General features: G+C 70.6%; 11 protein-coding genes. 8 read left to right on the top strand and 3 right to left on the bottom strand.

All coding sequences use genetic code 11. From position 1 onward, the window contains the following. Positions 1-86 precede the first annotated feature (86 nt). From AC07AG_RS21655 to AC07AG_RS21665, 3 genes are read left to right on the top strand one after another with little or no spacing between them, the layout of a single operon-like run. Entirely contained in the window at positions 87-1,715 is a 1,629-nt protein-coding gene (locus AC07AG_RS21655) for a flavin-containing monooxygenase (RefSeq protein WP_478756773.1), read from the top strand. Further along, a complete protein-coding gene (locus AC07AG_RS21660; protein ID WP_478756775.1) occupies positions 1,712-2,665 on the top strand; it encodes an alpha/beta fold hydrolase in 954 nt (317 codons plus the stop codon). Before AC07AG_RS21655 ends, AC07AG_RS21660 begins: the two co-directional genes overlap by 4 nt. Then, positions 2,662-3,540, top strand: coding sequence for an SDR family oxidoreductase (locus AC07AG_RS21665; RefSeq protein ID WP_478756776.1), 879 nt, complete (start codon positions 2,662-2,664; stop codon positions 3,538-3,540). Before AC07AG_RS21660 ends, AC07AG_RS21665 begins: the two co-directional genes overlap by 4 nt. A gap of 77 nt (positions 3,541-3,617) precedes the next feature. Here the strand turns inward: AC07AG_RS21665 and AC07AG_RS21670 are convergent, their stop codons facing one another. Together AC07AG_RS21670 and AC07AG_RS21675 are read right to left on the bottom strand one after the other, a co-directional pair. After that, complete coding sequence (locus tag AC07AG_RS21670; RefSeq protein WP_478756778.1) at positions 3,618-3,857, bottom strand: hypothetical protein; 240 nt, start codon at positions 3,855-3,857, stop codon at positions 3,618-3,620. A 125-nt stretch (positions 3,858-3,982) separates the two neighbouring features. Continuing rightward, positions 3,983-7,261 (bottom strand): S41 family peptidase, encoded by a 3,279-nt coding sequence (locus AC07AG_RS21675; protein WP_478756780.1) that lies wholly within the window; start codon positions 7,259-7,261, stop codon positions 3,983-3,985. 170 nt (positions 7,262-7,431) lie between these two features. Here AC07AG_RS21675 and AC07AG_RS21680 point away from each other — a divergent pair, with 170 nt between their 5' ends. Then, on the top strand, positions 7,432-8,022 hold the full coding sequence (locus AC07AG_RS21680; protein ID WP_478756782.1) for a TetR/AcrR family transcriptional regulator: 591 nt from the start codon (positions 7,432-7,434) through the stop codon (positions 8,020-8,022). A 134-nt stretch (positions 8,023-8,156) separates the two neighbouring features. Next, a complete protein-coding gene (locus AC07AG_RS21685; protein WP_478756784.1) occupies positions 8,157-10,403 on the top strand; it encodes an MMPL family transporter in 2,247 nt (748 codons plus the stop codon). Between the two features lie 29 nt (positions 10,404-10,432). Here the strand turns inward: AC07AG_RS21685 and AC07AG_RS21690 are convergent, their stop codons facing one another. Continuing rightward, positions 10,433-10,786, bottom strand: coding sequence for an SsgA family sporulation/cell division regulator (locus tag AC07AG_RS21690; RefSeq protein ID WP_478756786.1), 354 nt, complete (start codon positions 10,784-10,786; stop codon positions 10,433-10,435). Positions 10,787-10,977: 191 nt separating this feature from the next. On the opposite strand from AC07AG_RS21690, the gene AC07AG_RS21695 reads away from it, so the two are divergent. The 3 genes from AC07AG_RS21695 to AC07AG_RS21705 are packed head-to-tail and all read left to right on the top strand — an operon-like array spanning position 10,978 to position 13,569. Next, on the top strand, positions 10,978-12,039 hold the full coding sequence (locus AC07AG_RS21695; protein ID WP_478756788.1) for an energy-coupling factor ABC transporter permease: 1,062 nt from the start codon (positions 10,978-10,980) through the stop codon (positions 12,037-12,039). Position 12,040: 1 nt separating this feature from the next. After that, a complete protein-coding gene (gene cbiQ / locus AC07AG_RS21700) occupies positions 12,041-12,802 on the top strand; it encodes a cobalt ECF transporter T component CbiQ (RefSeq protein ID WP_478756790.1) in 762 nt (253 codons plus the stop codon). After that, a complete protein-coding gene (locus tag AC07AG_RS21705; RefSeq protein WP_478756792.1) occupies positions 12,790-13,569 on the top strand; it encodes an energy-coupling factor ABC transporter ATP-binding protein in 780 nt (259 codons plus the stop codon). Before cbiQ ends, AC07AG_RS21705 begins: the two co-directional genes overlap by 13 nt. Positions 13,570-13,621: the final 52 nt, after the last annotated feature.

Genomic DNA, 13,621 nt, shown 5'->3' on the forward strand with positions numbered 1-13,621 from the left:
CTACCCATCAGTACGCAGCTGTTCTACTCTCCCAATTGCGCCAGTGGTCACTGGCAGAGTCGTGAAGCAGTTCGGGAGGCGGCGGCATGGCCGAGGACGAGCGCCAGCAGGAGCGCGGGCAGGGGTCCGGGCGAGGAGGCGAACGCGAGCATGTGCGGGTGGCGGTGATCGGGTCCGGCTTCGGCGGGATCGGTGCCGCGGTCCGGCTGCGCCGGGAGGGTGTCACCGACTTCGTCGTCCTGGAGCGGGCCGGCGCGGTGGGCGGCACCTGGCGGGACAACAGCTACCCGGGTTGCGCGTGCGACGTGCCCTCGCATCTGTACTCGTTCTCCTTCGCGCCCAACCCCGACTGGCCGCGCACCTTCTCGGGCCAGGAGAAGATCCAGGAGTACCTGGAGCAGGTCGCCGACACCTTCCGTCTGCGCTCGCACATCCGCCTCAACACCGAGGTGACACAGCTGCGTTGGGACGCGGACAAGCTGTGGTGGGAGGTCGAGACCAGCAACGGCACCCTCACCGCCGACGTCGTCGTCTCCGCCACCGGGCCGCTCTCCGACCCCAAGCTCCCCGACATCCCCGGCCTGGACACCTTCGAGGGCAAGGTCTTCCACTCCGCGCGCTGGGACCACGACTACGACCTGCGCGGCAAGCGCGTCGCGATGATCGGCACCGGCGCGTCCGCCATCCAGATCGTGCCCGCGATCCAGCGCGAGGTCGGCAGGCTCACGCTCTTCCAGCGCACTCCGCCCTGGGTGATGCCGCGCATGGACCGCGCCATCAGCAAGGCCGAGCGCTGGGTGCACCGCCAGCTGCCGTTCACCACGCACGCGCGGCGCGGCATCCTGTGGGGCATACGGGAGCTGCAGGTCCAGGCGTTCACCAAGCGGCCGAACGAGCTCGGCGCGGTCGAGCAGCTCGCCAAGCGGAACATCGCACGCGCCATCAAGGACCCGGCGCTGCGGGCCAAGCTGACCCCCTCGTACCGCATCGGCTGCAAGCGGATCCTGCTCTCCAACACCTACTACCCGGCGCTCGCGCAGCCCAATGTGGACGTCGTCGCCAGCGGGCTCAGCGAGGTGCGCGGGAACACCGTCGTCGCCGCGGACGGCACCGAGACCGAGGTCGACGTGATCATCTTCGGTACGGGATTCCATGTGACGGACATGCCGATCGCCGACCGCGTGGTGGGCGCCGACGGCGGGACGCTGATGGAGTCCTGGAAGGACGGGATGAAGTCCCTGCGCGGGGCGACCGCCGCGGGCTTCCCCAACTTCATGACGGTCATCGGCCCGAACACCGGTCTCGGCAACTCCTCGATGATCCTGATGATCGAGTCCCAGCTGAACTATCTCGCCGACTACATGCGGCAGTTGAACCTGCTCGCTCCCCCCGGGGGCGGCGACCGGGCCGCGCTCGCCGTGCGGACGAGCGCCGTGCAGGCGTGGAACGACAAGGTGCAGGAGCGGATGAAGCGCACCGTGTGGAACACCGGCGGCTGCAACAGCTGGTACCTCGACGAGAACGGCGTGAACACGACGATCTGGCCGGGTACGACGACCGAGTTCAGGGGCGCCACGCGGCGGGTGGATCTCGCCGAGTACGAGGTGGTGCGGCCCCCGAAGGTGGACGCGGACGCGGACGCGGACGCGGTGGCGAAGTCCCGTACGGGGAAGAAGACATCGCGTACGGCGAAGAAGGTCGAGGCGGGGGCATGAGCAGGCTGACACATGTGACGAGCGGGCCCTTCGCCCCGCCCCCCGCCGCGCGGGAACTGACCGTCGTGTCGGCGGACGGTGCGCGGCTGCACGCCGAGGTGCACGGCCCCGATGGCGCGCCCGCGGTGGTGCTCGCGCACGGCTGGACCTGCTCGACCGCCTTCTGGGCGGCGCAGATACGCGACCTGGCCGTCGACCACCGGGTGATCGCGTACGACCAGCGGGGGCACGGACGCAGTGCCGCGCCGGACGGCGTCGACGGCTACAGCACCACCGCGCTCGCCGACGACCTGGAGGCGGTGCTGGCGGCGACGCTGGAGCCGGGGGAGCGGGCCGTGCTCGCCGGGCACTCCATGGGCGGCATGACGATCATGGCCGCGAGCACGCGGCCCGGGTTCCGGGAGCACACGGCGGCGGCCCTGCTGTGCAGCACGGGGAGTTCGCGGCTCGTCGCCGAGTCGCTCGTGGTGCCGATGCGGGCCGGCCGGCTGCGGACGCGGATCACGCGGTCGGTGCTCGGCGCGAAGGCGCCGCTGGGGCCCGTGACGCCGCTGGCCCGCAAGATCCTCAAGTACGCGACGATGGGCGCCGGTTCGCCCCCGGAGCGGGTCGACGTGTGCGCGCGGATCGTGCACGGGTGCCCGAGGGTGGTGCGCTACCGCTGGTCGCACGTGCTCGACGAGCTCGAACTCGACGCGGGCGTCCTGGAGTTGACGGTGCCGACCGCGGTCGTCGCGGGCACGGCCGACCGGATGACGCCGGTCACGCACGCGCGGCGCATCGCCGCGATGCTGCCGGACTCCCTCGGCCTCACCGAGCTGCCGGGGCTGGGTCACATGACGCCGGTGGAGGCGCCGGAAGCGATATCGGCGGGGATCAGGGATCTCGTGGAGTCGTACGTACGAGTGGACGCGTCGCAGGTCCAGGGACTTGAGGGGAGCAGCGCATGAGCAAGGTCAGCCTGGAGGGTCAGGTCGCGGTCGTCACCGGGGCGGCGCGTGGCGTGGGGGAGTTGCTCGCGCGCAAGCTGTCGGCGCGGGGCGCGAAGATCGCGCTCGTCGGCCTGGAGCCGGACGAGCTGAAGCAGGTGGCGGGGCGGCTGCACACGGAGGCCGAGGCCTGGCATGCGGACGTGACGGACCATGCCGCGATGGCCCGGGTCGCCCAGGAGGTCAAGGAGCGGTTCGGGAAGGTCGACATCGTCGTCGCCAACGCGGGCGTCGCCAACGGCGGTCCTTTCGTCGAGTCCGACCCCGACGCGTGGCGCCGGGTGATCGAGGTCAACCTCATCGGCAGCGCGGTGACGGGCAGGGCGTTCCTGCCGGTGCTGATGGAGAGCCGGGGCTATCTGCTGCAGATCGCCTCGCTGGCGGCGATCACGCCGGCGCCGATGATGACGGCGTACTGCGCTTCGAAGTCGGGCGTCGAGGCGTACGCGCACTGTCTGCGGGCCGAGGTCGGCTACAAGGGCGTGAAGGTGGGCGTCGGTTACCTGTCCTGGACGGACACGGACATGGTGCGGGGCGCGGACCAGGACGACGTGATGCGGGAGTTGCGGCAGCGCCTGCCGTGGCCGGCCAGCAAGACGTACCCGCTGGGTCCGGCGGTGGACCGGATCGTCGCCGGGATCGAGCGCCGGTCCAGTCATGTGTACGCGCAGTGGTGGCTGCGGGGGATGCAGGGCATCCGGGGATACCTGCCGGGGATCATCGGCTCGGTGGGCCAGCGCGAGATGCGCAGGTTCGAACCCCGGCTTGGTTCGGTCTCCACGGGGCTGGTGGGGGCGGGGGGCTCCGCCGATGAGCAGGGGCGTGCGGGGCGGTAGTTGATTTCCGCCCCACGCGGCGGTGGGGCCCGCCCGGCGTCCCGGGTGGGCCCCACTGGTCAAAGCTCGGCGCAGCGTCAGGCGTCGTAGTTCTGGTTGAACTTGTCCTGCTGCTCCTGCGCGGCGTCCCGGGCCTGGTCCGGGGCGTTCGCGGAACGCTCGCGCGCTTCCTCCTGGGCCTGCGAGCCGCGCTCCTGCGCGTCGTCGCGGGCCTGCGAGGCGCGCTCGCTCGCCTCGTCCTTCTCGCCGCCCATGGCGCCCTTCGCCTTGGCGGAGAGGTCGTTGGCCTTGTCCTGGAACTGGTCCTTGATGCCCATGCGGTTCACTCCTAGAGGGTGAGGTTGGAAGGGCCTCGACCAGACTGACATGCAGGTACATTCCTCGCATTTCGATCAATGACCGGCAGTGACGAACCACGAGAAGCCCTGCCCGAGACGCCCCGCTACCCCCGCGGCGGAAGCTTCGGCCGCCGTCTGTCCGGCACGTCGTCCAGGCCCGGCGGAGTCGCCGCGGGCTGCCGTTCCAGGAGGTCGAGCGCCACCCCCACCGCGTCGTCGAGCTGGGCGTGCCTGCCCTCCGCCCAGTCCAGGGGCGTGCGCAGGACCTCCAGGTCCGGCGTCACGCCGTGGTTCTCCACGGACCAGCCGTACTCGTCGAACCACCCCGCGTTCATCGGCACCGTGATGATCGTCCCGTCACCGAGCACGTGCCGCCCGGTCATCCCCACCACACCGCCCCACGTGCGCTGACCCACCACGGGGCCGAGGCCGAGCAGCTTGAAAGCCGCCGTGATCATGTCGCCGTCCGAGGACGTCGCCTCGTCGGCCAGGGCCACCACAGGGCCTCGCGGCGCATTCGACGCGTACGACACCGGCTGGGCGTTCCGTGTCAGGTCCCAGCCCAGGATCTTCCGCGTCAGCTTCTCGACCACCAGCTCGCTGATGTGGCCCCCCGCGTTGCCGCGCACGTCCACGATCAGGGCCGGACGCGAGACCTCCAGGCGCAGGTCCCGGTTGAACTGCGCCCAGCCGGAGCCGCCCATGTCGGGGATGTGCAGGTAGCCGCACCTGCCCGCGCTCAACTCCCGTACGACCTCACGGCGTTTGGCCACCCAGTCCTGGTAGCGCAGGGGGCGTTCGTTGATGAGGGGGACGATCGCCACCCGCCTCGCCCCGCCCTCCCTCTCCGCGGGCTGGAACGTCAGCTCCACCGTCGTGCCGCCCGCGGCTGCCAGCAGGGGGTAGGGGCCCGCCACCGGGTCCACCGGACGGCCGTCGATGTGCGTGAGGACCGCGCCCTCGCGGATGCCCGCGCCCGCGAGCGGCGAGCGCGCCTTGGAGTCGGAGGAGTCGCCCGGCAGGATCCGCTTGATCATCCAACTGCCTTCCCTGCAGACCAGGTTGGCGCCGAGCAGGCCCATGGCCCGCTGGTAGTGCGGTGGCCCTTCGTTGCGGCGAGCCGCGGTCACGTACGCATGGGACGTGCCCAGTTCGCCCAGGACCTCGCGGAGCAGGTCCGCGAACTCGTCGGGGGACGCGACCCGCTCCACCAGCGGCCGGTACTGGTCCAGGATCGCGGGCCAGTCGATGCCGCACATGTGCGGCTCCCAGAAGTAGGCGCGGATCAGGCGGCCCGCCTCGTCGTAGGCCTGGCGCCACTCGGCCGCCGGGTCGACCTCGTGCAGGATGCGGCGCAGGTCGATCCAGACGGTCGTGTCGACGTCACCGGCCTCCGTGGAGGGCACCGCGCGCAGGTCGCCCTCGTCGACGACCACGAGCCGCGAGCCGTCGCCGCTGAGCGCGAACCAGTCGAGGTGGTCGACCAGCGCGGACTTCTTCCCCTTGGTGATGTTGAAGTACTCCAGGGTGGGGCGGCCCGAGGTGTCCGAGGGGTTGGCGAAGGTCTCGCCGAGCGCGCCAGAGATCGGCCAGCGCAGCCAGACGAGGCCGCCGCCGCTGACGGGGTGGAGCGCCGAGTACTTCGAGGCCGAGACCGGGAACGGCGTCACCCTGCTCTCCAGGCCCTCCACCTCCACGATCACCGCGCCGTCCTCCGAACCGCCGTCGGCCGGGTCGAGCCCGCCCGCCGCGGGGCGGCCGTCGGGGGAGAGCGCGAAGGGGGAAGGGGTCGCCGACGAGAGGGGGACCAGGTAGGGGCGGCAGCCGAGCGGGAAGGACAGGTCGCCGGTGTGCACGTCGTAGACCGGGTCGAAGCCGCGCCAGGAGAGGAACGCCAGATAGCGGCCGTCGCGGGTGAAGACCGGGTTCTCGTCCTCGAAGCGGCCGTTGGTCACGTCGACGATCGTCCGGGCGCCGGGGCCGTGGATGCGGGCCATCTTGATCTGCCGGAGCGAGCGGCCGATGCCCGGGTGCGACCAGGTCAGCCAGGCCCCGTCCGGCGAGAACGCCAGATCCCGCACCGGGCCGTTGAGGGAGCGGATCAGCTCCGTCACCTCGCCGTCCGACTCCTCGGTCGCGTCGACCAGGAGGAGCCTGCCGTCGTTCGACGCGATCGCGAGCCGTTCGCCGTCCGGGTCGGAGAGCAGCTCCAGGACCCGGCCGAGCTCGCCCTGCGCCAGCCTGCGCGGCTCGCGCTCGCCGCTGGCGCGCGGCAGATAGGCGATCTCGACGGCGTCCTCGCCCTCCGCGTCGGTGACGTAGGCGACCTGCCCGCCCTTGCCGAGCATCTCCGGGAGCCGCACGCGCACGCCCGGGGTGTCCGTGATGGTGCGGGCGGGCCCGTCCCGGTGCGTGAGCCAGTACAGGCTGCCGCGTACGACGACGGCGCTCGCCCGGCCCGTCGTGTCCACGGAGAGCGAGTCGACGTGCTGCGCGGCCGGCACCTGATAGATCCGGCGTCCGGCGCGCGGCCCGCCCAGGCGTACGTCGAGGCGGCGCGGCACGGAGCCGGCGGACAGGTCGTCCACCAGCCAGACGTCGCCCGCGCACTGGTAGACGACGCGCGTGCCGTCGCTGGACGCGTGCCGGGCGTAGAACGCGTCGTGATCGGTGTGCCGCCGCAGGTCGGAGCCGTCCGGCAGACAGGAGTAGAGGTTGCCGACGCCCTCGTGGTCGGAGAGGAAGGCGATCCTGCCGTCCACGAACATCGGGGCGTCCAGATGACCGTCCAGGTCGGGCAGGAGCTGCTCCCCGTGCAGCCACAGGCGGCCCGTCGCCCCGCCCCGGTAGCGCTTCCAGGCGGCGGGCTCGTGCGGCGGCTTCCCGGTGAGGAGGAGTGTCTTGCGCTCACCGTCGATGTCGTTGACCGCGATGTCGTACACCGGCCCCCAGGGCAGCGTTCCGCCGGGCGAGCCGTCGGTCGGCACGCTGTAGGCCCAGCAGAAGTAGGAGAAGGGCTGGTTGTGCGAGGAGACGGCGAGGATGTCGCCGTCGGGGGACCAGCCGCAGACCCGGGTGTCCGTGCTCCCCCAGTAGGTGAGCCGCCGGGACGGGCCGCCGTCCACCGGGGCGAGATGGATCTCCGGGTCGAGACTGCGCCATGTCGTGTACGCGATGTGGCGGCCGTCCGGCGAGAAGCGCGGGTGGCTCACCTTGGTCCGGTCGACGGTCACCCGCCAGGCCCGGCCCGCGGGCGCGCCGCCGGGGCTCAGCGGGGCCACCCAGAGATCGTCCTCGGCCGCGAAACAGAGACGGTCGCCGCTGAGGTGCGGAAATCGCAGGTAGGCGTGGTCAGCATGGGCTTCATCGCGCGCGTCGGTCACTTCACCATGCTTTTCCGGTGCGCAGGGCCCGGCAACTCGTACACGGGGGCGGAAGGGAGTGCGGAGGCGCGGAGCGCGTGACGCAGCACACGTACGAAACGGTTTCGTTTCGTTAAGGCCGCGGGTACAGTCATGGCGTCGGAACAGTTCTGGCGAGGAGCGGAGGGATCATGGCTGAGGCGGCAACGGCGCGGCGCAGCCGGATCACGCCCGAGCGCGAGGCCGAGCTGTACGCGGCCGTGCTCGATCTGCTCCGCGAGGTCGGCTATGAAGCGCTGACGATGGACGCCATCGCGGCCCGCACGAAATCCAGCAAGGCCACCCTCTACCGCCAGTGGGGGAGCAAGCCGGAGCTGATCGTCAGGGCGCTGCGGCACAACAAGCCGGTGTCCATCGAGGACATCGACACCGGGTCCCTCCGCGGTGACCTGCTGGAGTCCGCGAACCGTTCGGACGACTGCCAGATGGAGCGGGACGCCGCGCTGATGCGGAGCCTGTTCCATGCCATTCACGCGAACCCCGAACTCCACCAGGCGCTCAGGCAGTTGCTCATCGAGCCGGAGATCACCGGCCTGAACGAACTGCTGCGCAGGGCCGTGGACCGCGGCGAAGTGGACCCGGACAACCCGGCGTTGAACTACGTCATCCACATGATGGTCGGCGCCTTCGTCGCCCGTGACCTGATCGAGGACCGCACGGTCGACCGTGAGTTCCTCCGTTCCTACATCGACGCCGTGATCCTCCCCGCTCTCGGCGTCTGAACCGGCCCCTCACAGGGCCACCCTCCTCACCCTCTCCACCTTCCCCGCCCTCTCCACCTGACGCGACCGCTCACGTCGTCGGGCTGATCCCCCCTGCCCTGTAGACACCACGACCTGACCGGGAGTACGCCCTCGTGGCCACTTTCCTTTACAAACTGGGCCGACTCGCCTTCAGGCGACGGCACTTCGTCGCCCTGATCTGGGTGGCGCTCCTGACGCTCGCCGGAGTCGGTGCCGCGTCCGCGCCCACCGCTGCCTCCAGCTCCTTCTCCATTCCGGGGACGGAGGCCCAGAAGGCCTTCGACCTGCTCGACGAGCGTGTGCCCGAGGCCAAGGCCGACGGCGCGAGCGCCCGTGTCGTCTTCAAGGCGCCGGACGGCGAGAAGGTCACGGACCCGGCCAACAAGGCCGAGATCCAGAAGACCGTCGCCGCCCTCAAGTCCGGTTCGGACGAGGTGGCCAGGGCGGACAGCCCCTTCCGGACCAAGACGGTCAGCAAGGACGGCTCCACCGCGTACGCATCGGTCTCGTACAAGGTCACCTCGATGGAGCTGACCGACGAGAGCCGTGACGCGCTGGAGAAGACGACCGACCAGGCGCGGGAATCCGGGCTCACGGTCGAGGTCGGCGGCGACGCGCTGCAGGCCATGCCCGAGACCGGGGCCACCGAGATCATCGGCATCGCGGTCGCGGCCGTCGTCCTCGTCATCACCTTCGGCTCGCTGATCGCTGCGGGTCTTCCCCTCCTCACCGCGCTGATCGGCGTCGGCATCGGTGTCTCCTCGATCACCGCGCTCGCCAGCGCGCTCGACCTGGGGACGACCACCTCCACGCTCGCCATGATGATCGGCCTCGCGGTCGGCATCGACTACGCGCTCTTCATCGTCTCCCGCTACCGCGGCGAACTCGCCGACGGCCGGGACCGCGAGGACGCGGCCGGGCGTGCGGTGGGTACGGCCGGTTCGGCCGTGGTCTTCGCCGGGCTCACCGTCGTCATCGCGCTGGTCGGCCTCGCCGTGGTGAACATCCCGATGCTCACCAAGATGGGCTTCGCGGCCGCAGGCACGGTGGTCATCGCCGTACTCATCGCACTCACCCTGATCCCGGCGCTGCTCGGCTACGCGGGCAAGAAGGTCAAGCCCACGGGCGAGAAGAGCAAGGCGCTCGGCGGTGGCAGGAAGAAGGCCGCGGCAGCAGCGGTCGAGGGCGCCAAGCCGAAGGACAACCTCGGCACCCGCTGGGCGCGCTTCGTCGTCCGCCGTCCGCTCACCGTCCTGCTCATCGGCGTCATCGGCCTGGGCGCCGCGGCGCTGCCCGTCTCCTCCCTCGAACTGGGCCTCCCGGACGACGGCGCACAGCCGACGTCCACGACCCAGCGCAAGGCGTACGACCTGGTCTCCGACGGATTCGGGCCCGGCTTCAACGGCCCGCTGATGACGGTCGCCGACCTCAAGGGTTCCGACGACCCGAAGGCCGCGGCCGGTGAGATCACCAAGACGATCTCCGGACTCGACGACGTCCTCTCGGTCGCTCCGCCGATGATCAACAAGGCGGGCGACACGGCGATCATCAGCGTCGTCCCGTCCTCCAAGCCCAGCGGCATCGAGACCGAGAACCTCGTGCACTCGATCCGCGACGCCGGAGCCGACATCAAGTCCGACACCGGCGCGAGCGTCATGGTCACCGGCACGACGGCCATGAACATCGACGTCTCGCAGAAGCTGAACGACGCCCTGCTGCCCTATCTGGCACTGGTCGTCGGCCTCGCCTTCCTCCTCCTGATCGTCGTCTTCCGCTCGATCCTGGTCCCGCTCAAGGCGGCGCTCGGCTTCCTGCTCTCGGTCCTCGCGGCCCTGGGCGCGGTCGTCGCGGTCTTCCAGTGGGGCTGGCTCGGCTCGCTCTTCGGCGTCGAGCAGACCGGCCCGATCATGAGCATGATGCCGATCTTCATGGTGGGCGTCGTCTTCGGCCTCGCGATGGACTACGAGGTGTTCCTCGTGACGCGCATGCGAGAGGCGTACGTCCACGGGGAGCGGCCCGGCCAGGCGATCGTGACCGGCTTCCGGCACGGGGCACGCGTGGTCTCGGCGGCCGCCGTGATCATGATGGCCGTCTTCGCGGGGTTCATCGGGTCCAGCGAGCAGATGGTGAAGATGATCGGCTTCGGTCTCGCGATCGCCGTCTTCTTCGACGCGTTCATCGTGCGCATGGCGCTGGTCCCGGCCGTGCTCGCGCTGCTCGGCAAGAAGGCGTGGTGGCTGCCGAGGTGGCTGGACCGCACGCTGCCGAACGTCGACGTCGAGGGTGAGGGACTGCGTGACGCCGACGAGGCCGCCGCGCAGGGTCCTTCGGACGAGGACCGGGAGCTCACGCGCGTCTGACCTGCGTGTCAGCGCGTCCGACCTGGGCGTCAGTGGGGAACGGGGGCGGTCGCGTACGTGCGGCGCAGAAAGCGGATCAGCGCCGAAGCGTCGAACTGCACGACCGCCACCCCCTGCGCCGAGTGGAACTCCATGACCGTCTGGACCCGCCCGCAGGGCCAGATGTGCACGTCGCCGCTGGTGGTCGGGGCCCGCAGGCCCTGTTCGAGCAGCTGCCGGGCGAAGGTCCATTCGTGGGAACCCTCGTGGGAACCAGGGAGGCCGATCCGCACCGCTTGCGGGTCGGCCTCCGGGTCGTACCGGAGGACGGCGGGGACGGTGAGCTGGTCGTCAGGGGAGTCCGTGACGACGTGGGCACGTGCGAACTGCTCTACTGCGGACATCGCGAACTCCTCACCATCACGTGCCTTCTGCCCTCTAATGTCCCATATATTCCGATTCTTGCTCCAAGTGTGACCGGGATAACTGGGTATTCGCCGCTCTTGCAAGCTGTTCGCAACAAGGCACTATCATTGAACGGTTCACGAGCGATCCGCTCTGCCTTCCTCTTCCTGTCCTGCCCAGGAGCGCGCGCATGCATGTCCCCGACGGATTCATCAACGCACCCGTCTCCGCCGCCACCGGGGTCATCGCCGCCGGAGCGATAGCCGTCAGCCTCCGTGGCGCACGGCGCGAACTGGACGAGCGGACGGCGCCGCTGGCCGGCCTCGTGGCCGCGTTCATCTTCGCGGTGCAGATGCTGAACTTCCCGGTCGCCGCGGGCACCAGCGGACACCTGCTCGGCGGGGCGCTCGCCGCGATACTCGTCGGCCCCTACACAGGCGTCCTGTGCGTGTCCGTCGTACTCCTCATGCAGGGCGTCCTCTTCGCGGACGGCGGCCTGACCGCGCTCGGCGTGAACATCACGGACATGGCGATCGTCACGACCGTCGTGGCCTATCTCATCTTCCGCGGCCTGGTGAAGGTGCTCCCGCGCACCCGCCGCTCCATCACCGCCTCCTCCTTCGTCGCCGCGCTGATCTCCGTGCCCGCCGCCGCGGTCGCCTTCACGTTCCTCTACGCGCTCGGCGGCACCACCGACGTCTCCATCGGCAAGGTCGCCACGGCCATGATCGGCGTGCACGTCCTCATCGGCATCGGCGAGGCGGCCATCACCGCCCTCACCGTCGGCGCCGTCATCGCGGTCCGCCCCGACCTCGTGTACGGCGCCCGCGGCCTGACCCAGAAGCTCAAGCTCCGCGTCGACGGCGAACTGGTCGACGCCCCGGCGGCCGAAGAGCCCGCCCCCGTCGCCGCCCGCTCGCACCGCAAGGTGTGGATCGCCGGGCTGGTCACCTCCCTCGTCCTCGCGGGCTTCGTCAGCTTCTACGCCTCCGCCAACCCCGACGGCCTGGAGAAGGTCGCCCACGACAAGGGCATCGACAAGAAGGCCGAGGAACACGCCACCTCGGACTCCCCGCTCGCCGACTACGGCGTCAAGGACATCACCGACACCCGCCTGTCCGGCGGCCTCGCGGGCGTCATCGGCGTCGGCGTCACCGTCGTCGCGGGCTCGGCGGTCTTCTGGGCGCTGCGCCGCCGCCGTACGACGGACACGGACCCGGCGTCGACGACGTCGGTCTCCGAGAACGCCTGACATGGGAGCGGGCCACGCCCACCGGCTCTACCGGCACGGCCACTCCCCGGTGCACGCGCTGCCCCCGCACACCAAGCTGGCGGCGGTCTTCTGCTTCGTGGTCGTGGTGGTCTCCACCCCGCGCGAGGCGATGTGGGCGTTCGGTCTCTACGCGGTGCTGCTCGGCGCGGTGGCGTACGCGTCCCGCGTCCCGCTCCCCTTCCTCCTGAAGCGGCTGCTCATCGAGGTCCCGTTCGTGGCGTTCGCGGTGCTCATGCCGTTCGTGGCGGAGGGCGAGCGCGTCGACGTACTGGGCATGTCCCTGAGCGTGAACGGCCTCTGGGGCGCCTGGAACGTCCTGGCCAAGGGAACACTGGGCGTCGCGGCGTCCGTGCTGCTCGCCTCCACCACCGAACTGCGCTCGCTGCTGCTCGGCCTCCAGCGGCTGAAGCTGCCGCCGCTGCTCGTCCAGATCGCCTCGTTCATGATCCGGTACGGCGACGTGATCACGGACGAGATGCGCCGTATGAAGATCGCGCGCGAGTCGCGCGGCTTCGAGGCGCGGGGCGTACAGCAGTGGGGCGTCCTCGCGAAGTCCGCGGGCGCGCTCTTCATCCGCTCGTACGAGAGGGGCGAGCGGGTGCACCTGGCCATGGTCAGCCGGGGGTACGCCGGTTCGATGCCGGTGATCGACGAGGTGACGGCGTCGCGTGCGCAGTGGACGTACGCGCTGGCACTCCCGTCCGCCGCTCTTGTCGTCTGCGTGTTGGGATGGACCCTGTGACCGCCACTGCTTCTCTCGACGTCTCCGGCCTCGCCTTCGCCTACCCCGACGGGCATCAGGCGCTCTTCGGCGTCGACATGTCGATCGGCCGCGGCGAGCGGGTCGCGCTGCTCGGCCCGAACGGCGCGGGCAAGACGACGCTCGTCCTGCACCTGAACGGCATCCTGACGGGCGGCGCGGGCACGGTCACCGTCGCGGGCCTGCCCGTCGGCAAGAAGCACATGGCGGAGATCAGGCGCCGGGTCGGCATCGTCTTCCAGGACCCGGACGACCAGCTGTTCATGCCGACGGTGCGAGAAGACGTGGCGTTCGGCCCGGCGGCGGCAGGGATGCGCGGCCCCGAACTGGAGGCCAGGGTCCACAAGGCCCTTTCGCAGGTGGGCATGGCGGAGTTCGCCGACCGCCCGCCGCACCACCTCTCCTTCGGGCAGCGCAGGCGGGTCGCGGTGGCGACGGTCCTCGCGATGGAGCCGGAGATCCTGGTCCTCGACGAACCCTCGTCGAACCTGGACCCGGCATCGCGCCGCGAACTCGCCGACATCCTGCGCTCGCTGGACGTGACGGTCCTGATGGTCACGCACGACCTGCCGTACGCGCTCGAACTGTGCCCCCGGGCCCTGATCCTGAGCGAGGGCGTGATCGCGGCGGACGGGCCGACGGGAGAGCTGCTCGGCGACGAGGACCTGATGGGTGCGCACCGGCTCGAGCTGCCGTTCGGCTTCGATCCGAAGTCGGTCGCAGCGGACCGACAGGCCTCCCAGCCGTAGCGCTGCACAGACCGACTGGTGACGAGGCTGCTCCGGCTAGTAACTTCGCATG

The organism is Streptomyces sp. NPDC044044 (genome assembly GCF_056434405.1).